The organism is Shewanella sp. SR44-4 (genome assembly GCF_014163715.1).
Classification (GTDB): Bacteria; Pseudomonadota; Gammaproteobacteria; order Enterobacterales; family Shewanellaceae; genus Shewanella.
Window position 1 is genome coordinate 49,465 of sequence record NZ_JACJDU010000021.1, and the last position, 22,843, is coordinate 72,307.

The window sequence follows — 22,843 nt, forward strand, 5'->3', positions numbered from 1 at the left end:
ATTCATATATGAAGCGTTTGCTATTCGCATCTTAGGTGGTTTTGGGTATATAATCTGCCTCCGAAACGGTGTTGTGATAAACGTATAAGCGTAAACGATTCACTAACACGCCAAAGCACTTAAGGTAATCAAATGAATTTAAAGCTAGAACTGCAGACATTGAATGATAAATTAGACAAGTTTCGTCGCAAGTTAGCTGCGGCTGAAGCACGTGGCGATGCCACGATTGTCCTGCAGTTTAAGAAAGAAGTGGCGACAGTGACTAAGCGAATCGCCAGCATTAAAGGCCAGCAAACTCGCGAGTTCAGCAAAGAAGGTGTGGCGCTGAAAGCGTTAGGATTTAAGCGCGTGCTGACTAAAGCCGAACAAGCCGATATGGGTAAGTTAAACAAGTCGGTTAAAGGTTTAGTCGTTGTGCATCCTTTAACGGCATTAGGCCGTGAAATGGGCATAAAAGATGTGACGGGTTTTGCGCCTGCTAAGTTCTAATATTTTCTTTTACAGTTAGTTGTCGTAAGGTTAATTCATGTCGGTAAAGTATATCGCAACATCTAAGTTACCCACTCCTTGGGGTGTTTTTGCTATGCACGGTTTTGAAGAAACCGCGACAGGTAAAGAACACGTTGCTTTGACATTTGGTCAACTGGATCCCACAGAGCCCATGTTAGGTCGTATTCATTCTGAATGTTTGACCGGTGATGCATTATTTAGTTTACGTTGTGATTGTGGTTTTCAATTACAAGCAGCAATGCAGAGTATTGCTGAACAAGGGCAGGGGTTTCTTCTGTACTTGCGCCAGGAAGGCCGTGGTATTGGGTTGCTTAATAAAATAAGAGCTTACGAGCTGCAAGATGCTGGTGCTAATACGGTTGAAGCGAATGAGCGTTTAGGCTTTGAAGCTGATATGCGTAAATACGACATGGTTTTGCCGATGTTAACGCAAATTGGCGTGACTAAAGTAAAGTTGATGACCAATAACCCGCGTAAAGTGATGGCGATGCAAAATATGGGTATCGAAGTCGCAGAACGTATTCCGTTACAAGTGGGAAAGAATCGCTATAACGAATCATACTTAAAGACCAAATCAACAGAGTTGGGCCATATGATGTCGGAATACCATTTCCACGATGAATAGTCTGCAACAATAATAGTCTAAATGATGATGAAACAAAGGCAGAACTTACCGCTTATTGAATCATCATTGTTTGATTACCTGCGTTTTATAGATGTAACCTTCCGCTTATCTTTGATGATATTGCTTATTGTTTGTAGCAGTATGAGTCATGCTGCTGAATTAACGCCGACTACACCACCTGAGCTTATCACTGAACCTGACGCGTCTCATTATGCATTTGCCAATTACCTAGGCAGCGGTGTGTATCGAACTTCTGGCCAAAGCGCTGCTGTCGCCAATATTCCTATGGGATTTGTGCTTGACTCAACAGATGACTATTTATTGAAGTTACGCTTTACTGCATCATTTGGTTTTTTTGATTACTCCTTTAATGACCTACCTCAAGGCAGCATTCCTAACAATGTCGGCACAATTACTCTAACCCCTGGGCTTGAATATCACTGGCTGGTGGACGACAAGTTAACGCTTGAGAGCTATGTTGATTTAGGCTATGGACATAATTTTTCAACTTACAGTCATGTGGGTATTTTTTCCACTGGCGTTTCTGCACTCTATAAACTTGATGCGCCTTTGTTTACCCCTATTTGGGTAAATCGGATTTATTATGCAGGTTACCAAAGTAATCAAAACGACAGCACAGAAGGCTATTCGGTTTTTAAAACAGGTGTAGATTTTGGGGTTAATTATGATTGGCAGTGGCAAGATGTCCGGGTTGAACCGAGATTGTTTATTGCCGGACACTGGTATTTCGATAAACTAAAATTTGTTACCCCAGTTGGGAAAGATGTTCTAACCTCATACACCTATGAAATAGGCGCAACGCTAGCATTCTCTAAACCTATCAACTTGAGTGCGATAGGCTTAGACAGTGTCGAAATTGAACATTTTGGATTAAGTTATCAAGTCGGTGGTGGGCTTAAAGTGTGGCGCTTAATTTTTGAATTTCCGCTATAAGCCCTACCAATGTGAATAGGTGAATACATTAATTTGAGCTAGTTCCCCAAATATTGGCATTCACAGGTTCTGTCGATGCAGTCTCTGAGCTAGCTTTAGCAGAAACGACTTTATTTGCTGCAGGTTTAGCCGCATTCACTTTGGCTTTGGCTGGCCGAGATTTAGCGGAAAATGATCCACGGCTATCTTCTTTAGGCGGCGGTAATGGCAGCTTGTTTGCTTTACGATATAAGTATTCAACTTTGTCACGAGCCCAAGGCGTTTTACGTAAAAACTTCAAGGTTGATTTTACACTCGGGTTATCTTTGAAACACTGAATGTTTATCCTAGATGCGAGCTCTTCCCAGCCGTACTTTTCAACGAGTGAAGTCACGATAGTTTCTAGTTTTATGCCGTGAAGCGGATTGTTTGCTTGTGTCATGAGCCGTGCGAGCTAATTAAGTTTGGCAATATTATACCCACATTGTTGCCAAAGTGATATCAACACAAAAACGGCAGCCGAAGCTGCCGTTTATTGATGATATTAACCTCTATAGCTCGTTGACTAGTTCAACTTTGTCATCTTCGTCAGTGTCAATATCCCCTTTGCCTTTGGTTTTAATAATAATCATTGTCGCAATGATTGCGGTAGTGACTAAACCTGCAATGGTTGACACCGTCATCGGTAGACCTGCACCTAATGTTGATGAGTTCAACATAAAGCTAATCACAACACAGGTCATGAACATAGCCGGTACAGTACAAATCCAATGGAATTTATTGTAGCGCAGTAAGTAAGCTGAAGCGGTCCATAACATTAATACAGCAGTAGTCTGGTTTGCGACACCAAAGTAGCGCCAGATAATACCAAAGTCGACTTGAGTCAATACGGCACCGACGACAAATAATGGTAACGCGAGCATTAAACGCTTCGGTAACTCAATTTGCTTGATGTTAAAGAACTCTGCCAAAATTAATCGCGCTGAACGAAATGCGGTATCGCCAGAGGTGATAGGCAATACAATGACACCTAAGATAGCCAAGAAGCCACCAAATGTACCCAATAGCCCATTAGATGCTTCGTATACAACATTTGCTGGGTTACCAGCCATACCGACATTCAATCCTTCAACACCACCAAAGAATGATAATGCAATTGCACACCAAATTAATGCAATAACACCTTCACCAATCATGGCGCCAAAAAACACAAAGCGGCCGTTTGATTCATTTTCAACGCAGCGCGCCATTAAAGGTGATTGTGTTGCATGGAATCCCGATACTGCACCACATGCAATCGTGATGAACAAGGCTGGCCATAATGGCATGTCATTTGGGTTTAAGTTGCTAAAGAAGTCACCCATTTCAAAGCCAGGTAACATGGTATGTTCGGTTGATAATGCTAACGCTATAATCAGTCCGAGTGACATAAAGACCAGTAATGCACCAAAGAATGGATATAAGCGACCAATAATCTTGTCGATAGGCACGATGGTAGCAATTAAATAATACACAAAAATGATACCAACAAAGATGGTGACATCTAGTCCGGTAAGTTTGCTTAGTAATCCTGCAGGAGCAGAGATAAACACCACGCCAACTAGCAACAATAAGATAATGGCAAACAAGTTCATAAAGTGTTTGGCATTTTTACCTAAATATTTACCAGCCAAGTTAGGAACTGATTGACCGTTATTGCGTACCGATAACATCCCCGAAAAATAATCGTGAACCGCACCGGCAAAAATACAACCAAATACTATCCATAGCATCGCCGCCGGGCCATAAAGGGCACCTAGGATCGGACCAAAAATTGGACCGACACCAGCAATGTTTAACAGTTGAATTAAATATACTTTCCCTTTAGACATCGGTACGAAGTCGACACCGTCTGTCTGAGTGAAAGCAGGCGTTTGTCTTTGGGTGTTAATGCCGAACACTTTTTCGACAAAAGCCCCATAAATAAAATAGCCGCCAATTAGCAGGCCTACACAAAGTAAAAACCACGTCATTTTGTTATCTCCCCATTTTTATAGTGACATCATTTTAAAACATCAAAATAGGGTATTTGGGACTAACTGAGTGACAGGTTAAAAAGGCTGAGTAAGCGGTAAATAGTCATCCTGAGCGGTGTTGGTGGTTGGGCAAATGTGGTGCATGTCACGCTTTATGTGGCGTATACCTAGTTATTGAAATCCAAGCAACTGCTTTAACTCTTTAAGATAACGACGTGACACAGGTACTTTTGCCCCGCTATGGGTGGTGACTTCTGCACCCGTGTCGGTGATTTCAATTTCTGAAATAGCACTTGTGGCCAGTAAGTATTGTTTATGGCAACGAAATAGCGCGGTTTTTTGTTCTAATACCTTAAGGGTTAATTGGGTGTGACTGAAACCTTTATTGGAGCACACGTGAATACCGCCTACATCACTGACTATAAATTCTACATCAGCGGTAGCGACAACTTTGAGTTTATTGCCACTGTAGCAGGGTAAATGGGCTAATTGCGTTGGCAGTATCTGCGTCATTAGTTGCGGCGTCATGTTGGTGCGTACTTTGTCTAAAGTTTGGTTAAAGCGTTTTTCATCGATGGGTTTAAGTAAGTAGTCGAATGCATTGTTATCAAATGCTTTGATCGCATATTCATCAAATGCGGTAATAAATACTGCTCGTGGCATTTTTTCAGGATTAAGCATGGCGATTAACTCCATGCCATTTATCCGTGGCATTTGAATATCAACAAAAATCAGATCGGGCTTTAACAGGTTAATTTGTTGTAGTGCTTCAATAGCATTACTACACTGTCCAAGGACTTTGATATCAGGATGTTTGTCGAGTAAATCTGCCACTTCTTGGCGGGCGAAGGGTTCATCATCAATGATTAAGCACGAGATCATTGGTCAATTTCCTTTAACGGTAAACGCACACTAACGCGGGTGAATACATCGGGTTCACACTCAACTTCAATACCGTATTGGCTGCCAAATAAATTTTGAATTCGTTTGTGGACTAAGTTCATGCCTAAACCATCTGTGTTTTTAGAGGGTTGATATAAACCGGCATTATCGGTCACGTTAAGCAATAAGTCATCGCCGTCTAATGTGGCTTTAACATCAATAACACCAGCATCGAGCATCCGCGACGTACCGTGTTTAACTGCATTTTCAATCAAAGGCTGTAAGGTAAATGCAGGCATTTTTTGGTGATGATAAATCATAGCAATATCTATGTTGACGTGCAGTTTGTCGATAAAACGGGCGCGTTCAATGGCTAGGTAAGCGTCTATGTGCTCAAGTTCATCAGCCATTGTCACAAGTCCAGTCGTTCGGGTTAAGTTGATGCGTAAAAATTGCGATAACTGCTGTAATAATTGTTTAGACATTTGCGGGTCACGCTTAATAATCGCACTGATTGTATTGAGTGCATTAAATAAAAAGTGCGGATTAACTTGAGCTTGTAGCAATTTTATCTCTGCTTGCATCAATAAGTTTTGCTGTTGTTCAAAGCGGCCATAAAGAATTTGGTTAGACAGTAACCTGGCAATACCTTCGCCTAAAGTACGATTAATGTTTAAAAACAATTTGTTTTTAGGCTCGTATAATTTAATGGTGCCAATGACTTCGTCGTTACTGCGCAGCGGAATAACTAGGCTTGAGCCTAAACTGCAATTGGGCGATATAGAACAGGAATAAGTGGTATCGACACCATCAGCAAACATCACACTATTTTGTGCGATGGCTTCGAGAGTGATTTTTGAGGAAATAGGCGTATTAGGTATATGGTGATCGGCACCAAGCCCAATAAATGCCAGTAATTTAGTGGTGTCGGTAATGGCGACTGCGCCGACTTGGGTTTCTTCTATTACTATCTGGGCGACTTTTTGGCTCGACTCTAAATCAAACCCCTTAGACAGTAAGCCGACACTGCGCTCAGCTATTTTGAGTGCTTTAGTCGAAAAGCTGGAAGAAAGTTTATCAAACATGGCCTTTTGGTCGCGAACAATACTCATAAACATCGCCGCGCCTAGTGAGTTAATCAGTAGCATTGGCGGGGCGATGAGTTTGACTAATTCCCAGGCTTGGTCAAAGGGTTTTGCGATTAATACAATTATCGACATCTGCATTATTTCAGCCATAAACGTCACACCAAATACCACAATTGGCTGATAAACTATTTCTGATTTACCGGCTTTTTTGAAGTAATAACTGATCATACCCGCGGATAAGCCTTCTAAGGTGGTGGATATGGCGCAAGCAATATCAGTGAATCCACCCATTGAATAACGGTGTAATCCACCAGTTAACCCAACCAGTAGACCAGTGACTGGTCCACCTAATAATCCGCCCAACACAGCGCCCATAGCACGAGTATTGGCGATGGCTCCAGATGTTTGCTCACCAAAGTAAGTCGCCATAATGCAAAAGCTTGAGAACACCAGATAGATAAAAATTTTGTGCGGTAATCTTTTTGATGTTTCTGCGAAAAGTTTAAACAATGGCGTTTTACTGACTAAGTAAACGATAACTAAGTAAACACACATTTGCTGTGTTAGCAGTATTATTAACGACATATATTCTCTTTGGATTAATTAAACGCAGTCAAATTGTGGTGGATATATTATTGACTCTTGTGAGCGTGTATTAACAGGTTAGTCAAGTCTAGTTCTCAGCATCTGGTTTTCAAAATGTGAGTGTAATATAAAACCATACTATTTCAATTTCAGTCTATTGTTAAAAAGCTATCAACAGTAATAATAGGTTATCAACTAAGGTTGTTTTAGAACCGGGATATTGTATTTCGATGCATCGCTGAACTATCACGTTTTGTCACGACTAATGAGTCGACCATGATGAGTCGACCATGATGAGTCGACCATGATGAGTCGACCATGATGAGTTGTCTCAACATATCATTGCTCACAATCGATAATACGCTATAACTTGGGTATTTGGTGCATCACAGGACCGCATCTATGCCAGTATATTCTGAAGATATTAACCAAAAACTGTTGCTGTTAACGTGATGTTTTACGCAATAAATCAGATTGTTTCACACTACTTTGCTGATAAAACTCATCAATGAGTATTCTGAGAATTTTGGATTTGGCAACTTTGCTGGTTTTGGCTATCTCATCCAATTGTGAAATGCTTTTTTCGGTCAGTGTGAAAGTGGCATGACGATAAATTTTAGTGCTTTTTTTATCGAGCCCTTTTAAGAACTCTTGAGTTGTTGAAGTGATATCGGGTTGACCATGCGATGCCCCAAGACCTAACGCATAATTATTAGCATCTTCGATAAAGTCGTCTACAGATACCTTTACTCGGGTATCTTTGGGTTTCTTGCGCTTAAGATCAGTTAAACTCATAACTATTTTCTGGTGGAATGGCAAAAAGCTCATCGGCAATGGCTCTAATTTCATCTGCCGCTTTACCGCTAGGATCGATTTCAAGCACTGAAGAGCCGCTTTCTTCGCTGTCATCATAGATGTTACGACTAAACGTCACTGAATTCAGTGCGCGTAAACCAAAAGACTCAACCACTTCCTTAGCTTCTAAAATCCGTTTACCTTGAGATGGCAGTGCAGGGCATTGTGTTATCACAATGGCGGCAATCATTTTAGGATTGACCATTTTACAAGTACTGAGCATGTCTTCCATATGAGGTAAGGTTTTAAGATCGCGTCGCTTAGGACGAAGTGGGATAACAACATAGGTTGCGACAGACATGGCAGCTCGCATTGCTAGATTATCCTGGCCACCACAATCAACAATGACATAGTCAAACCGATCATTAAGACTCAGTAGATCATTACGGATTTTTCCATAAAGCTGAATACAATTGATGGCTTTTAGGCTGGGGTCATTATTACGAGCTTGGATCCAGTCGGATGTAGTTCGTTGCGGATCGCAGTCAACCATAAGTACATTCGCATCGTGTTTTTGGCTAATATGTACAGCAATATTTTGTGCTAAACAGCTTTTGCCACTGCCACCTTTTTCTCCACCAACCAGCAATATCATGTTGTGATCCTTGATGCTAGGCGCTTTGTAGCACCGAAAATATCGATTAGTATTTTATCTTGAGTATAGAGCAGCCATAAAGGACTGCATGAAAATAATCAATTAAATTAGCTGTAAAGCAATATGGTAACTATGAGGTGAGCATTCGGTGCAACGGCAAACTTGGCCTTTAATGGTATTTTGTTTATCGGTGTTTTCATTGAACGTTAAGGCTATCAAATCACCCACTTTAAAAGAGGTTTTAAAGTCAAATAATACCCCTTTGCGAGCAAGATCGATGCAGATACCATGGTCGACACATGATTCACCATGAGCATTAATCCAATCTAGGCGGATCCGCTCAGCTTCCATATCTACACGTAACGAACCGCGTTTTTCTTCGAATCCTGTTGGCTCTTGGCCCATCCTGTTTCTCCTTGAAATGATCCGTCTATCGGCATCTTGAACTGTTGTTTGGCGATAATTCATCATCAAGACTATAGATGCCTAATTACCGCTAGCCTTACAACATTCTATTGTTTAGCTCATTATTGTTGTCGTTAACATTCAGTGCTGAGTGTTAACGTTTTACATCGACTTATACATTTACCTTTTTATGCTGTTAGTAATTTTTAGCATAACTGCTTTGTTAAGCAAGACAAAATTATCATTATAATGCTGAGTCATCGATACTCGGTATGTTGAGTGGCAGTTAAGGTGATTAATTATCGTAGTCTTGGTTTTTAGGGTAAGGCATTTTCAACTGACCCCAACGAATCACAATTACCGTGCCAGCCAGTAAAATTGTCGACAGTGAAATGGCTAAAATACGCCAATCTTCCATGCCTTTCATGTCTAAAATCAAGTATCGAGCCAATGCAACAATTGCAATATAAAGCGGCATACGAATAGGTAATTTACCGGACTCAATATAATTAACGACCATCGCTAAAACTTCAAGATAAATAAACAGTAATAGTAAATCGGCCAGCTCGACGGTTCGAATGGCAATCATGTGGAGAATTTCTTCACCAATAGCAAATACCGTTGCCAGTGCGATAATTAATAATACTAAATGTTCGATATTTTTTAAGGATTTTAGTCCTACTTTTCGCAGTAATGGCATAGTCATCTTCATTAATAAAATCAAAACACTATTATTGACGACTTCCGCATAATTTCCCAGTGATCTGGGTCGATTTTTTGAGATAAACTGTGGTTTGCAGAATAAGTGGTTAATATACTCTCCACTCAATATCGATATAGTATGATTTACGCCGTTATGAGTCATTAGTTAGCGTTTTATCTTTACCAGGCTCAGATTAATCCTTCATGAGGCTAGAGTCATGCCATTCAATAGACATAAAAAAACCGCTAAAGCGATGCTCTAGCGGTTTGTCTAAATAAAGGTAAACGATTAACGTTTTAAACCTTCATTTAGTAGGGGACGCATAGTTTTAACTAATTGCGTGGTCACTTTTGGACTACCAGCCACAATGTTTCCTGAAACCATATAGTTGTGTCCGCCCATAAAGTCAGTAACAGTACCGCCAGCTTCACGACAAATTAAGTCGCCCGCAGCAATGTCCCACGGCTTAAGACCAATTTCAAAGAAACCATCTAAACGGCCTGCAGCGACGTAAGCTAAATCTAATGCAGCAGAACCACCACGACGGATATCAGCACATAATGGGAATACTTCACCCAAAATAGCCATATAGCTTTCAGTGTGTTGACGTGCTTTGAATGGGAAACCGGTGCCAATCATGGTGCTGCTCAAATCATTTACGTTGGTTACACGTAAACGGAAATCATTGAGCTTAGCGCCTTTGCCGCGAATCGCTGAAAATAATTCTTCACGGACAGGATCGTAAATAACGGCAACTTCAATTTTGCCTTTATATTGTAATGCGATAGATACCGCGAAGTGAGGAATACCACGAACGAAGTTGTTAGTGCCATCCAAAGGATCAACAATCCAAATGTAGTCTTTATCAGTACCACGGTTTTCACCGTTTTCTTCACCAATAATGGTGTGGTCTGGATAAGATTTACGAATTTGATATGTAATAGTTGCTTCTACTTCCTTGTCTACACTAGTCACAAAATCATTAATACCTTTACTGCTTACCTCAACACGGTCAAGTTCAGTATAGGCGCGCATAATAGTTTGGCCCGCGGCGCGAGCAGCGCGCGTGGCAATAGTCAGCATCGGATGCATTGCAATCCCCTGGATGTTAAAGAACGAGTAAAATAGCGCCCGCATTATACTTAATTTGACAGTTATATCAAATGCAGATTTTCATATAACGTAATTTTTAACGATTGTGATAATATACGGATAATATTTTTAGCTAAAAGAAAGTGCTACATGCTCAGTAATATTCGTGTTGTTTTAGTTGGTACCTCACACCCTGGTAATATTGGCTCTACTGCTAGAGCAATGAAAACCATGGGCTTATCAAATTTATATCTTGCAGAGCCAAGAACAGAGCCTGATGGGCAATCGATAGCACTAGCTGCTGGTGCGTCAGACATTCTGAAAAACCTTACGCGAGTTGATTCGTTAGAAGAAGCCATAGCCGATTGTAGTCTAGTCATTGCCACGAGTGCACGCAGCCGTACTCTTGATTGGCCGATGCTTGATCCTCGTGAAGCGGGTTTGAAACTCACTAAAGAAAGCTTAAATGGCCCAGTTGCTATTGTTTTTGGTCGTGAGAATCATGGCTTAAGTAATGAAGAGTTACAAAAATGTACCTACCATGTAGCTATTCCGGCAAACCCAGAATATAGCTCGCTAAATTTGGCTCAAGCAGTACAAATTATTTGTTATGAAACTCGAGTTGCCCATCTAGCGCAAACAGAAACACCCACTGTAACGGATGAATATCCATTAACCTCTGAGCTAGAACGTTTCTTCGTCCATTTAGAGTCGACGTTGTCTAAAACAGGGTTTGTGATTAAGAATCATCCTGGACAAGTGATGACTAAACTTCGTCGTTTATACACTCGTGCACGTATTGAAGCACCAGAGATGAATATTCTTCGTGGTATTTTGACTTCCATTGATAAGAAAATGGATAAACAAGATTAAGCAGTAAAGGAACATACCATGGGCGTCATCGATAGACTAAAAGAAGACATTGAATCGATATATCATCGAGATCCAGCCGCAAACAGTACCTTAGAGATAATATTTAATTATCCCGGTATGCACGCGATTTGGATCCATCGTATTAGTCATAAACTCTGGCTTGCCAACTGGCGCTTTACTGCGCGTTGTTTATCAACATTTTCGCGTTGGTTAACGGGTGTTGAAATTCATCCTGGCGCGACGATTGGTCGACGTTTTTTTATTGACCATGGTATGGGTGTCGTTATTGGTGAAACCGCTGAAATCGGTGATGATTGCACACTTTATCATAGCGTTACTTTGGGTGGGACCACCTGGCAGCCAGGCAAACGTCATCCTACATTAGGTAATAATGTGGTTATTGGTGCAGGGGCCAAAGTACTTGGACCTATCACTATGCATGATGGTGCACGTGTTGGCTCTAATTCTGTGGTTGTTAAAGATGTCGCAAGCGATCATACCGTCGTAGGTATTCCTGGACGTGTAGTGTCTTCGCCGACCAACCAGTCAAAAGAAAAAACTGAACGTCGCACCGAAATGGCCAAAAAGTACGGTTTTGATGCGTACGCTGTGTCACCAGACAATCCAGATCCGGTCGCTAATGCGATTGGGCAAATGCTTGACCATATGCATTTGATGGACTCTAAAGTACAAGAACTGTGTAATGCCATTCAACAAATGGGCGGTGAAGTCTGTACTAAAAAGTTGCCAGAGTTAACCGTTGATGCATTCGATGAAGCTTCTCGAGAAGCGGCCACTAATCGTAAACATGACATTGATAAGTTCGACCCGAGTATTTAATAATCCGTAAGTCATTGTAGATTCAAGTCAAAGAAATGGCCGATAATGCGATTAATTTCCTTGTCGGCATTGAATCTTACAAGATAAAAAGGTTAAATACGCCCTGCGAAAACATGGACCTTTTGGTTATAAGCAATGCCATAATACCCGAGTGTTTTAGTAGGATTAATACTTGACTAAATTACTCGGGTATGTTGAAATTACTGCATACTTTTTGGGAGCAGTACAAGTTATGAAACTTACATCAAAAGGTCGCTATGCAGTGACAGCTATGCTGGATGTTGCGATTCACTCTGCTACTGGTCCTGTACCTTTAGCCGATATTTCTGAAAGACAAGGTATCTCTTTGTCTTATCTTGAACAACTCTTCGCTAAGTTACGTAAACATGGTCTAGTGTCGAGTGTCCGCGGACCCGGTGGTGGTTATCGATTAGGTTTAGAAGCCGTCGATATCTCAGTTGGCATGGTCGTGCATGCTGTTGATGAATCTGTAGATGCCACTCGTTGTCAAGGAAAAGGTAACTGCCAAAGCGGTACTCGTTGCCTAACCCATTCTTTATGGGGTGACTTAAGTAAACAAATTTCAGATTTTTTAAACAGTATTTCTCTTGCAGGTTTAATGCAAAAGCGAGATGTAAGATTTATCTCGTTAAAGCAAGATGAAATACAAAAGGAACATAGAGTGAGTTTGTAACTCAGCTATGTTGATTGATATATAATTATTATTTGTACGTTGTATGTAGCCTCATCTGAGACTGCTAAGTACGGAGTGTGTTATGAAGCTTCCTATCTATTTAGATTATGCCGCAACAACCCCTGTAGATCCGCGTGTCGCAGAAAAAATGATGCAACACATGACAATGGACGGTGTGTTTGGTAATCCAGCATCGCGTTCACATCGTTATGGTTGGCAAGCAGAAGAGGCGGTTGATGTCGCCCGTAATCAAGTTGCCGATTTAATTAATGCTGATCACCGTGAAATTGTTTTCACATCAGGTGCGACAGAGTCAAGTAACCTTGCGATTAAAGGTATTGCCCATTTTTATCATAAAAAGGGCAAGCACATCATCACCAGTAAAACTGAACATAAAGCAACGTTAGACACGTGCCGTCAGTTAGAACGTGAAGGTTATGAAGTCACTTATCTTGTTCCCGATGCTAACGGTATTATCCCAATGGAACGCTTAGAAGCGGCGATGCGTGATGACACTATTTTAGTCAGCATTATGCACGTTAACAACGAGATTGGTGTTATCCATGATATCAACGCAATTGGTGAATTATGTCGTTCAAAAGGCATCTTTTTCCACATGGATGCGGCACAAAGTGCTGGCAAAATACCAATTGACGTTCAAACCACCAAAGTTGATTTGATTTCGATTTCTGGCCATAAAATGTATGGACCAAAAGGTATCGGCGCATTATATGTTCGCCGTAAGCCACGTATTCGTCTTGAATCGCAAATGCACGGTGGTGGACACGAACGCGGTATGCGTAGTGGCACACTAGCAACACATCAAATCGTTGGTTTAGGTGAGGCTGCAGTTGTTGCAAAACAAGACATGGCAGCTGATAGCGCACGTATTACTCATCTACGCGATAAGTTGTGGAACGGTATTAAACACATTGAAGAAACCTATATCAACGGTGATATGGAACAACGCTATAGTGGTATTTTTAACGTGAGCTTCAACTTTGTTGAAGGCGAGTCGTTAATGATGGCCTTGAAAGACTTAGCGGTTTCTTCAGGTTCAGCCTGTACTTCAGCAAGTTTAGAGCCAAGCTACGTATTACGTGCTTTGGGTTTAAATGATGAAATGGCACATAGCTCGATTCGTTTCTCTATTGGTCGCTTTACGACTGATGAAGAAATTGACCACGCTATCAAAACGATAACTGAATCTATCGATAAGTTACGTGAAATGTCTCCATTATGGGAGATGTTCAAAGATGGTATCGATTTAGAGCAAGTCCAATGGGCACATCACTAATTTAATCTTATTAAATGAGTGTAATACCATTAAATCGTAAACTGATAACGACACAGATTTTGGAGCAGTATCATGGCTTATAGCGAAAAAGTAATCGATCATTATGAAAACCCACGTAACGTAGGTTCATTTGATAAGAACGATCCATCAGTAGTAACTGGTATGGTTGGTGCACCCGCCTGTGGTGATGTAATGAAATTGCAACTTAAAATTAATGCTGACGGCATTATTGAAGATGCAAAATTCAAAACCTATGGTTGCGGTAGCGCAATTGCATCTAGCTCATTAGTAACAGAATGGGTCAAAGGCAAAAGCGTTGATGAAGCAGCGACGATTAAGAATGCAGACATCGCCGAAGAGTTAGCATTGCCGCCGGTTAAAATTCATTGCTCAATTTTGGCTGAAGATGCCATTAAAGCAGCAATTGAAGAGTACAAAAGCAGACAAGCTAAGTAATACCTGGAGTTAAGATGGCAATTTCAATGACCCCCGCTGCGGCTGATCGAGTTAGATCGTTTCTTGCTAATCGCGGGAAAGGCCTCGGCTTGCGCCTTGGGTTGAGAACATCAGGTTGTTCAGGAATGGCATACGTCATTGAGTTCGTTGACGATCTCAATGACGATGATGAACTTTATAATATCGAAGGTGTGAATATCATCATCGATGCAAAAAGCTTCATTTATTTGCAAGGTATTGAACTTGATTTTGTCAAAGAAGGCCTAAACGAAGGTTTTCAGTTCAATAACCCTAACGCAAAGGGTGAGTGTGGTTGTGGTGAAAGTTTCACCGTTTAATCATTGTTCACCTAATTAAGCCGTTTTATATCAAACAGTAAGCATGATATCTGCCCATGAATTATTTCGACCTGTTTAATGTAGTACCTGCCTTTGATATCGACACCGCCTTACTTGCAGAGCGCTATCGCGACCTGCAAAGGGCGGTTCATCCCGATAAATTCGCTAATGATACCGAGCAACAAAAGCTCCTTTCAGTACAGCGTACTGCACAAGTTAATGATGGCTATCAAACGTTAAAGAATCCCTTACGCCGTGCTGAACATATGTTGAGCTTGCGCGGAATTGAATTAAGTCATGAAACCACAACATTGAAAGATGGTGCATTTTTGATGCAGCAAATGGAGTGGCGTGAAGCACTTGAAGACATCAAAGATAGTAGTGAACCACAGTCATCAATTGATGAACTGTATGATTCGTTTGCTGAATTTGAGTCAACATTATTCACTAAGCTAGCGACGCTATTGATTAGTGATGAAAGTTCAGATGCTTTATTAGCGGCAGATCAAATTCGTAAGCTAAAATTTATGGCAAAATTACATGATGAGTTAGCCCGTATTGAAGATGGCTTGCTCGACTAATTGGCCCTAAATTCTAAACCTTATTATTTATGATTAGCTTGGCTAATCGATAACACAACAAGTTGGAACACTATGGCACTGTTGCAAATTGCAGAACCTGGCCAAAGCGCCGCACCGCACCAGCATCGTCTTGCGGTTGGAATTGATCTTGGTACCACCAACTCACTTGTTGCTGCGGTAAGAAGTGCTCAAGCATTAACTTTGCCTGATGAGCAAGGTCGTCATTCATTGCCGTCTGTGGTGCATTATGGCGAAACCAATGTGTTAGTGGGCTATGAAGCTCAAGACAAATCAGCTTTAGAACCACAAAACACCATCGTTTCTGTGAAGCGTTTTATGGGACGTAGCCTCACTGATATTCAGTCTGGTGTACATCGTTTACCCTACGCATTACACGCGAGTGAAAACGGCTTGCCAGTGTTTACTACGCCGATGGGACAAGTTAATCCTATTCAAGTGTCTGCCGAAATTTTAAAACCTTTAATTGCGCGAGCTGAAACCACATTAGGTGGTGAATTAGAAGGTGTGGTGATTACCGTACCTGCGTATTTTGATGATGCACAACGTCAAGGTACCAAAGATGCTGCTGAATTATTGGGTGTTAAAGTATTACGTTTATTGAACGAACCCACTGCTGCAGCCATTGCTTATGGATTAGATTCAAAGCAAGAAGGTGTGATTGCCATTTACGACTTGGGCGGCGGTACTTTCGATATCTCGGTTTTACGATTAAACCGTGGCGTATTTGAAGTGTTAGCCACAGGTGGTGATTCTGCATTGGGTGGTGATGATTTCGATCACTTACTCGTGAGCCATTTACAACAGGCATGGCAGATAACAGAACCAGGCAGTCAATTAGCACGTCAATTACTGATTGAAGCTCGCCGAATTAAAGAAGCGTTGACTGACAATGACAGCGTTGAAGCTTCTGTCGTCATGGCTGAAAAGACATTAACCTGCATTGTCGATAAAAGCTTACTTAACGAGTTAATTGGCGCGTTGGTGAAAAAAACCATCGGCAGTTGTCGTCGTACTTTACGTGATGCTGGCGTGAGTGTGGATGAGGTTATTGAAACCGTCATGGTCGGTGGCTCAACTCGCGTGCCATTGGTGCGTGAACAAGTTGAAACTTTTTTCAAAAAGACACCATTGACATCAATCGATCCTGATCGTGTTGTTGCTATTGGTGCCGCGATTCAAGCAGATATTCTTGTTGGTAATAAGCCTGAATCGGATTTGTTACTATTAGATGTGATTCCATTATCCCTAGGTGTTGAAACCATGGGCGGCCTGGTTGAAAAAGTGGTTACTCGTAATACCACTATTCCCGTTGCTCGCGCACAAGAGTTTACCACGTTTAAAGATGGTCAAACGGCCATGGCATTCCATGTGGTGCAAGGTGAGCGTGAACTCGTTGATGATTGTCGCTCATTGGCCCGTTTTACCTTACACGGTATTCCGCCTCTAGCGGCAGGTGCTGCACATATCCGGGTGACATTCCAAGTGGATGCTGATGGCTTGCTTAGTGTTACCGCGATGGAAAAGTCCACCGGGGTTAAGACATCGATTCAAGTTAAACCGTCATTTGGTTTATCTGATACTGAAATAGCAACCATGTTAAAAGATTCGATGAAGTATGCTAAAGATGACATTACTCGTCGTATGCTGGCTGAACAAAAAGTTGAAGCGGCGCGGGTGATCGAATCGCTTAATGCTGCTTTGGCAAAAGATGCAGCGCTTCTAGATGAGCAAGAACGCGAAGAGTTAGTCGTTGCGATTGCCCAACTTGATTCCGTAGCACAGCAAGATGATATTGATGCCATTGAAAAAGCGATTGCAAATCTCGATGATAAAACCCAAGATTTTGCGTCAAGACGTATGGATAATTCTATTAGAGCGGCGCTAAAAGGGCAGTCGGTCGACAACATATAGGTGAAATGATGCCACAGTTAGTATTTTTACCCCATCAAGAACTTTGTCCAGACGGCGCAGTACTTGAAGCAGAAGTGGGTGAGACCATTTTAAACGTTGCGCTGCGTAACGGTATTCATATTGAACATGCGTGCGAAAAGTCATGTGCTTGTACTACATGCCATGTCATTGTGCGTGAAGGTTTTGAACAGCTTGACGAAAGTGATGAGCTAGAAGACGACATGCTAGATAAAGCATGGGGACTTGAGCCTGAAAGTCGTTTATCTTGCCAAGCTAAAGTGGTGGATTGCGATATGATTATCGATATTCCTAAATACACAGTCAATATGGTCAGCGAAGGTTAGTGTTTGCCGAAGTATTAGTGTATCAATAATCCCATTTATAGCGGGTAATTGATCACAAAAAAAAGAGCCAATCTTGCTAGATTGGCTCTTTTTTTATCTGTGGTCATTCCAGTCATTGATTTTAAATAAACTCAGCGTATGATGCGCGAAAATTCCAATTTTGGAGCACTCTGTGCGCATCGCAATACTGTCTCAAGGCCCGCAATTATATTCTACTAAACGCTTAGTTGAAGCTGCTGTCGCCCGCGGACACGAAGTCAAAGTTATTAATCCATTAAAGTGTTATATGAATATCAATATGACCAAACCTAGCATTCATATGGCGGGTAAAGATCTGGGGCATTTTGATGCGGTGATCCCTCGTATTGGTGCTTCAGTGACCTTCTACGGTTCTGCAGTATTACGTCAATTTGAAATGATGGGTGTGTATGCGGTTAATGGTTCAATTGGAATTGCGCGTTCACGAGATAAATTGCGTTCAATGCAGCTGTTATCACGTCAAGGTATTGGCTTGCCGATCACTGGTTTTGCCAATAAACCCAGCGATATCCCTGATTTGATTGATATGGTCGGCGGTGCGCCATTAGTGGTTAAATTGTTAGAAGGTACTCAGGGCATTGGCGTGGTATTAGCTGAAACCCGCAAAGCTGCAGAGAGCGTGCTTGAGGCCTTTATGGGACTCAAAGCCAATATTATGGTGCAAGAATATATTGCTGAAGCACAAGGCGCTGATATTCGCTGTTTTGTGCTGGGCGATAAAGTGATTGCTGCGATGAAGCGCCAAGCAAAGCCGGGTGAGTTTCGTTCTAATTTACATCGTGGCGGCAGTGCTACTTTGGTTAAATTAACTCCGGAGGAGCGATCAGTCGCGCTTCGCGCTGCAAAAACAATGGGGTTAAATATTGCTGGGGTTGATTTATTACGTTCTAACCATGGTCCGGTTGTGATGGAAGTTAACTCATCTCCTGGTTTAGAAGGCATTGAAAAAGCGACTCAAAAAGACGTTGCCGACGCCATTATTGGCTTTATGGAAAAGAATGCCAACAAGTCCATCAAGTCAGCACAATAAGATTTAGCGATTACCAAAGAGCAGAAATTGGGTCATGTTAATAAAAATGACTCAATTTAGTGATGAAATATCACCGTAAAAGCGGATAAGGCTAGGAATATATGGCTAAATTACGTATAATCCGCGCGAATTTTTTAAACTTGCTCACATTAAGGAAGCTAGTTATGGCGATCGAACGCACATTTTCTATTATCAAGCCAGATGCAGTTGCTAAAAACCACATTGGCGCTATTTATAACCGTTTTGAATCAGCTGGTCTTAAGATCATTGCTTCTAAAATGGTACAACTATCTAAAGAACAAGCTGAAGGTTTCTACGCTGAACATAGCGCACGTCCTTTCTTTGGTGCTTTAGTTTCTTTCATGACTTCTGGTCCAGTAATGGTTCAAGTGTTAGAAGGCGAAAATGCTGTTCTAGCTAACCGTGAAATCATGGGTGCAACTAACCCAGCTGAAGCTGCTCGTGGCACCTTACGTGCTGACTATGCTGCAAGCATCGACGAAAACGCAGTTCACGGTTCTGATGCAGTTGAATCAGCGGCACGCGAAATTGCTTACTTCTTCAGCGCTGACGAAGTGTGCCCACGCACTCGTTAATCGTTGCTGTAGGTTGATAAAAAAGGGGCTTCGGCTCCTTTTTTGTGTCCGCTCTTCAGATATTGAGCACTTTGTTTGATAACGACTTCTTCGTGTTTAAATCGACTATTTCACCGTATTGCGTTGACTAAAAACACAACATTTAATTAACAATAATATTGCGAATTGGTGTGTTGATATAGTGTTAAATAAGGTATCTGTACTCCGTCAGAAAGTTCCTAATCTTATACTAAATATCACCAAACAGGCTTTTTTGCCGTTTAATAAACAGGACTTCTCAGGACCGATATTAAGGCCGTTTTGAATAGATTTAGTCTAAAAAAATGCTAACAAGTTACTTTTCTGAATAAATACTCAGTAATATTGAAATGTCATTCTGACGTTTTTTACGACAAATAATCTATTTTATTTAAAATATTGAAAATTAATTTTTGATGCATTTTGTGATCAATTGTTTTTAAATTGTTATCTGTGTTCCATTTTTGTATTTCAATATGTATTTATTTGTTTTTTTATGGTCTTTAATTTGTATTTTTATTTGCGGTTTAAAATGTTAACAATCTTGATAAATGCCGTTAAATTCGGTAACTTATTGATTTTAAATGAATCGATTTAAGTCAAATTAATTATCAATCCACATGTTAAATGTGATGTTGTTCACATGTTGCCCTTATTGACTAAAGGTTTTTTATTCATTAATAATGTTTTTCAATAATTGGCAATGACCAATTATTCATAATTAAAAATATAACGACTTGTTTTATTTTATATCAAGTTATAGGGAGTTTATTCATGAGTTCAGTCACATTAACTGCTAAGGCAATTCGCCGTAGTTTACTAGCAGTAGCAGCAACAAGTGTCGCGACAACAGGCTTATTTTCTTCAGCAGCATTTGCTGCCGATGAGCAGAAAGTTGAAAGAATCGAAGTCACCGGTTCTCGTATTCAGCGTCAAGACATGGAAACGGCTTCTCCAGTTACCATTATCTCTGCAGAAGCTATTCGCGCAGAAGGTTTCACTTCAGTTGACCAACTACTTCAAGCTCAAACGTCAATGGCTGGTGCTGCTGTTGGTTCTAGCACAAACAACGGTGCAGATGGTGTAGCACAAGTTGATTTACGTGGTATGGGAGCAGCACGTACTTTAGTACTAGTGAATGGCCGCCGTATGGTTAACTCAGGTTCAGGTGCAGATAGCTCTGTTGATTTGAACTCTATTCCAGTAGCAATGATTGCACGTGTTGAGATCTTAAAAGACGGCGCCTCAGCTGTTTATGGTTCAGATGCGATTGCTGGCGTAGTGAACATTATTACCAAGAAAGATTTCGAAGGTTTACAGTTGGACGTTAACGGCAGTGGCACCGATAAAGGTGATGGCGAAAACGGTGACGTAAGTATGCTTTACGGTTTCAATACCGATGGCGGTAACTACACAATTGGTGCAGCTTTCTCTGACCGTCGTGATATTGTGCAGTCAGACCGCGATTGGACTGAATTAGCGACAAGTGGCATTATTCCTACAGGCACGTTGGAAGGCTTATCAAGAGACTCTAGTGGTAACTGGGTTCCTCGCGCTGATCTTTATGAACGTTATGACTATACCCAAGATAGCTACTATCAAACACCAAGTGAGCGTCGTAGCTTGTTTGCGAATATGACACAAGAGTTAGGTAATGATGTCGTATTAACTGCTGATGCTATTTACACTAATCGCCGTTCAAACCAACAATTAGCGGGACAGCCAGCACAGATTTATTTAGATGTGTGCGGTCAACCAGGTGTCGATCCTTTAAACTGTATGACCATTGACAGCAGCATGACTGCGGCTGGCATTGAAGCTAATGATGACGGTCAAGTGTTCTATGCAAGACGTACCAAGGATGTGGGTCCTCGTATATATTCTCAAGATACGAATACATGGCGTATGTCTGCAGGTTTAGCAGGATTACTTGATGTACACACCGGTATGAACTGGGATGTGTCTTACACTTTCGGTAAGAACGAAGCGTCAACGTCAGTTGATAACTCTATCAATGCAAATGATATGATCAACTCAATTTATGCTGATCAAGATTCATGGTTTTCTGGCGCTCCGTTAACTCAAGATCAAAAAGATGCTGTAGGATATTCAGAGAAAGCTAACGGTGGTAACGAGCAACAAACTCTGTCTGCTGGTTTAAATGGTGAGTTATTTGAATTGTCTGCTGGTGCGGTTGGTTTTGCTATCGGTGCTGAGTATCGTCGTGAAAGTGGTTTCTACAATCCAGATCCAATAGTGGTCGCTGGTGAAAGTACTGCTGCACAACAAGATCCAACTGAAGGTGAGTACAACGTTATCTCTTTTTTCCAAGAGGTTAGCGTACCTTTCACTGAAAAGTTAACTGGTGAATTTGCACTGCGTTATGACGATTACTCAACATTCGGTAAAGCGTCTACTTGGAAAGTCGGTTTAACTTATGAAGCAACTGATGATTTGATGCTTCGTACAGTAGCAGCCACTGGTTTCCGTGCTCCAAGTGTATCTGAATTGTATGCAGGTAATTCAGGTTCATTCGATTACCTAACAGATCCTTGGTTATCAGACGCTGATCAACCAGGTCAAATATTAGTTAATCGTACATCAGATCCAGATCTAAAACCTGAAGAGTCAGAATCATACACTGCAGGTTTAGTGTACTCACCAAACTATGTTGAAGGTATGTCTGTAACATTAGATTACTGGCGTTTCAAAGTTGATAACGCAATTGCACGTTTAGACACTCAAGCTGGTTTAGACGATTGTAAAGCTGGTAAAGCGTCTGCTTGTGAAACGTTTAATATCACACAAGAAGGTGATTTACGTAGTTTAACAAATGCGTTAACTAACGTGGGTACTCAAGATACTAGTGGTGTTGACTTTAACTTAGCCTATAACTTTGAAGGTTTAGGTTTAGATTGGAAAATTAACAATGACATGACTTATCTGCTTAATTTCGAGCAAGATGGTCAAGATTATACTGATACTATCGACGGTAACTTTGGTGCTTACGCGAAAGTTCGCAACAACTTTAGCGTTTCAGCTGGTCAAGATTCTTGGAGTGTAATGTACTTCAACCGTTATGTCGGTGAGATGACTGATTTAGCAGAAGGCACAGATGTTGATTCAATTCTGTACCATAATGTTTCAGGTACTTATTATGTTACAGACATGATTACTTTAACCGCTGGTGTTAAAAACTTAAGCGACGAAGAGCCATCACGTGTTTCTAACGGTAGCGATGGCGGTACTGTTCCTGAAGTGTATGACACTATTGGCCGTCAGTACTTCGGTGGCGTAACGGTTAAGTTCTAAATAACCGTTTAATTATTGAGCTACACATCAGACAGTGTGACAGCTACATTGTCTGACATAAAAAGGCCTACATTATTGTATAATGCTATTCGGATAAGCATTACTGTTTATATTTAAGTGGATAACGGCTAGGTATATAGAGCACTGAGCGTGGATACGTTCGGTGCTTTCTTTTATCTGGAAGGATAAAGTGTTTTATATCGGC

At 41.2% G+C, this 22,843-nt stretch carries 24 protein-coding genes; 15 read left to right on the forward strand and 9 right to left on the reverse strand.

Features of this window, described 5'->3' with window-relative positions:
* Nucleotides 1-132: 132 nt before the first annotated feature.
* The 3 genes from H5125_RS11680 to H5125_RS11690 are packed head-to-tail and all read left to right on the forward strand — an operon-like array spanning nt 133 to nt 2,089.
* Complete coding sequence (locus H5125_RS11680; protein ID WP_059746680.1) at nt 133-489, forward strand: YibL family ribosome-associated protein; 357 nt, start codon at nt 133-135, stop codon at nt 487-489.
* A gap of 37 nt (nt 490-526) precedes the next feature.
* Complete coding sequence (gene ribA, locus H5125_RS11685) at nt 527-1,135, forward strand: GTP cyclohydrolase II (RefSeq protein WP_101088110.1); 609 nt, start codon at nt 527-529, stop codon at nt 1,133-1,135.
* A 21-nt stretch (nt 1,136-1,156) separates the two neighbouring features.
* Complete coding sequence (locus tag H5125_RS11690) at nt 1,157-2,089, forward strand: hypothetical protein (RefSeq protein ID WP_101088112.1); 933 nt, start codon at nt 1,157-1,159, stop codon at nt 2,087-2,089.
* 28 nt (nt 2,090-2,117) lie between these two features.
* On the opposite strand, the gene H5125_RS11695 is transcribed toward H5125_RS11690, so the two are convergent.
* The 9 genes from H5125_RS11695 to suhB form a co-directional block, all read right to left on the reverse strand.
* Nucleotides 2,118-2,510 carry a VF530 family DNA-binding protein gene (locus tag H5125_RS11695; protein ID WP_101088114.1) on the reverse strand — a complete coding sequence of 131 codons (393 nt, stop codon included), beginning with the start codon at nt 2,508-2,510 and terminating at the stop codon, nt 2,118-2,120.
* Between the two features lie 109 nt (nt 2,511-2,619).
* Nucleotides 2,620-4,080 (reverse strand): carbon starvation protein A, encoded by a 1,461-nt coding sequence (locus tag H5125_RS11700; protein ID WP_101088116.1) that lies wholly within the window; start codon nt 4,078-4,080, stop codon nt 2,620-2,622.
* 174 nt (nt 4,081-4,254) lie between these two features.
* Nucleotides 4,255-4,965 carry a two-component system response regulator BtsR gene (gene btsR / locus H5125_RS11705; RefSeq protein WP_101088118.1) on the reverse strand — a complete coding sequence of 237 codons (711 nt, stop codon included), beginning with the start codon at nt 4,963-4,965 and terminating at the stop codon, nt 4,255-4,257.
* A complete protein-coding gene (locus H5125_RS11710) occupies nt 4,962-6,638 on the reverse strand; it encodes a sensor histidine kinase (RefSeq protein WP_101088120.1) in 1,677 nt (558 codons plus the stop codon). Before H5125_RS11710 ends, btsR begins: the two co-directional genes overlap by 4 nt.
* A gap of 444 nt (nt 6,639-7,082) precedes the next feature.
* Nucleotides 7,083-7,433 (reverse strand): replication protein RepA, encoded by a 351-nt coding sequence (locus tag H5125_RS11715; RefSeq protein WP_101088122.1) that lies wholly within the window; start codon nt 7,431-7,433, stop codon nt 7,083-7,085.
* Nucleotides 7,420-8,088, reverse strand: a complete 669-nt coding sequence (locus H5125_RS11720; RefSeq protein WP_011637885.1) for an AAA family ATPase — start codon at nt 8,086-8,088, stop codon at nt 7,420-7,422. The genes H5125_RS11715 and H5125_RS11720 overlap by 14 nt, the downstream gene beginning before the upstream one ends.
* Nucleotides 8,089-8,190: 102 nt before the next feature.
* Nucleotides 8,191-8,493 (reverse strand): PilZ domain-containing protein, encoded by a 303-nt coding sequence (locus H5125_RS11725; protein ID WP_101088124.1) that lies wholly within the window; start codon nt 8,491-8,493, stop codon nt 8,191-8,193.
* A 295-nt stretch (nt 8,494-8,788) separates the two neighbouring features.
* Nucleotides 8,789-9,193, reverse strand: a complete 405-nt coding sequence (locus H5125_RS11730) for a phosphate-starvation-inducible protein PsiE (RefSeq protein ID WP_041413049.1) — start codon at nt 9,191-9,193, stop codon at nt 8,789-8,791.
* Between the two features lie 291 nt (nt 9,194-9,484).
* Nucleotides 9,485-10,288 carry an inositol-1-monophosphatase gene (gene suhB / locus H5125_RS11735; protein ID WP_011637882.1) on the reverse strand — a complete coding sequence of 268 codons (804 nt, stop codon included), beginning with the start codon at nt 10,286-10,288 and terminating at the stop codon, nt 9,485-9,487.
* A 150-nt stretch (nt 10,289-10,438) separates the two neighbouring features.
* On the opposite strand from suhB, the gene trmJ reads away from it, so the two are divergent.
* From trmJ to H5125_RS11795, 12 genes are all read left to right on the forward strand, one after another.
* The gene (trmJ, locus tag H5125_RS11740) at nt 10,439-11,161 is read left to right on the forward strand and encodes a tRNA (cytosine(32)/uridine(32)-2'-O)-methyltransferase TrmJ (protein ID WP_182744314.1); all 723 of its coding nucleotides are present in this window, start codon (nt 10,439-10,441) and stop codon (nt 11,159-11,161) included.
* An 18-nt stretch (nt 11,162-11,179) separates the two neighbouring features.
* Nucleotides 11,180-12,001 carry a serine O-acetyltransferase gene (gene cysE / locus H5125_RS11745; protein ID WP_182744315.1) on the forward strand — a complete coding sequence of 274 codons (822 nt, stop codon included), beginning with the start codon at nt 11,180-11,182 and terminating at the stop codon, nt 11,999-12,001.
* 232 nt (nt 12,002-12,233) lie between these two features.
* Complete coding sequence (gene iscR, locus H5125_RS11750) at nt 12,234-12,695, forward strand: Fe-S cluster assembly transcriptional regulator IscR (protein WP_101088228.1); 462 nt, start codon at nt 12,234-12,236, stop codon at nt 12,693-12,695.
* A gap of 82 nt (nt 12,696-12,777) precedes the next feature.
* Nucleotides 12,778-13,992, forward strand: coding sequence for an IscS subfamily cysteine desulfurase (locus H5125_RS11755; RefSeq protein ID WP_101088128.1), 1,215 nt, complete (start codon nt 12,778-12,780; stop codon nt 13,990-13,992).
* A 72-nt stretch (nt 13,993-14,064) separates the two neighbouring features.
* Nucleotides 14,065-14,448, forward strand: coding sequence for a Fe-S cluster assembly scaffold IscU (iscU, locus tag H5125_RS11760; protein WP_011637877.1), 384 nt, complete (start codon nt 14,065-14,067; stop codon nt 14,446-14,448).
* Between the two features lie 14 nt (nt 14,449-14,462).
* On the forward strand, nt 14,463-14,786 hold the full coding sequence (iscA, locus tag H5125_RS11765; RefSeq protein WP_011637876.1) for an iron-sulfur cluster assembly protein IscA: 324 nt from the start codon (nt 14,463-14,465) through the stop codon (nt 14,784-14,786).
* 56 nt (nt 14,787-14,842) lie between these two features.
* Entirely contained in the window at nt 14,843-15,367 is a 525-nt protein-coding gene (gene hscB / locus H5125_RS11770; protein WP_101088130.1) for a co-chaperone HscB, read from the forward strand.
* 72 nt (nt 15,368-15,439) lie between these two features.
* Nucleotides 15,440-17,299, forward strand: coding sequence for a Fe-S protein assembly chaperone HscA (gene hscA / locus H5125_RS11775; RefSeq protein WP_162022808.1), 1,860 nt, complete (start codon nt 15,440-15,442; stop codon nt 17,297-17,299).
* An 8-nt stretch (nt 17,300-17,307) separates the two neighbouring features.
* Complete coding sequence (fdx, locus tag H5125_RS11780) at nt 17,308-17,643, forward strand: ISC system 2Fe-2S type ferredoxin (RefSeq protein ID WP_101088135.1); 336 nt, start codon at nt 17,308-17,310, stop codon at nt 17,641-17,643.
* Nucleotides 17,644-17,815: 172 nt separating this feature from the next.
* Nucleotides 17,816-18,712, forward strand: a complete 897-nt coding sequence (gene rimK, locus H5125_RS11785) for a 30S ribosomal protein S6--L-glutamate ligase (RefSeq protein WP_101088137.1) — start codon at nt 17,816-17,818, stop codon at nt 18,710-18,712.
* 164 nt (nt 18,713-18,876) lie between these two features.
* Complete coding sequence (gene ndk, locus H5125_RS11790) at nt 18,877-19,308, forward strand: nucleoside-diphosphate kinase (RefSeq protein ID WP_041413046.1); 432 nt, start codon at nt 18,877-18,879, stop codon at nt 19,306-19,308.
* 792 nt (nt 19,309-20,100) lie between these two features.
* Nucleotides 20,101-22,638 carry a TonB-dependent siderophore receptor gene (locus tag H5125_RS11795; RefSeq protein ID WP_182744316.1) on the forward strand — a complete coding sequence of 846 codons (2,538 nt, stop codon included), beginning with the start codon at nt 20,101-20,103 and terminating at the stop codon, nt 22,636-22,638.
* The last annotated feature ends 205 nt before the right edge of the window (nt 22,639-22,843 follow it).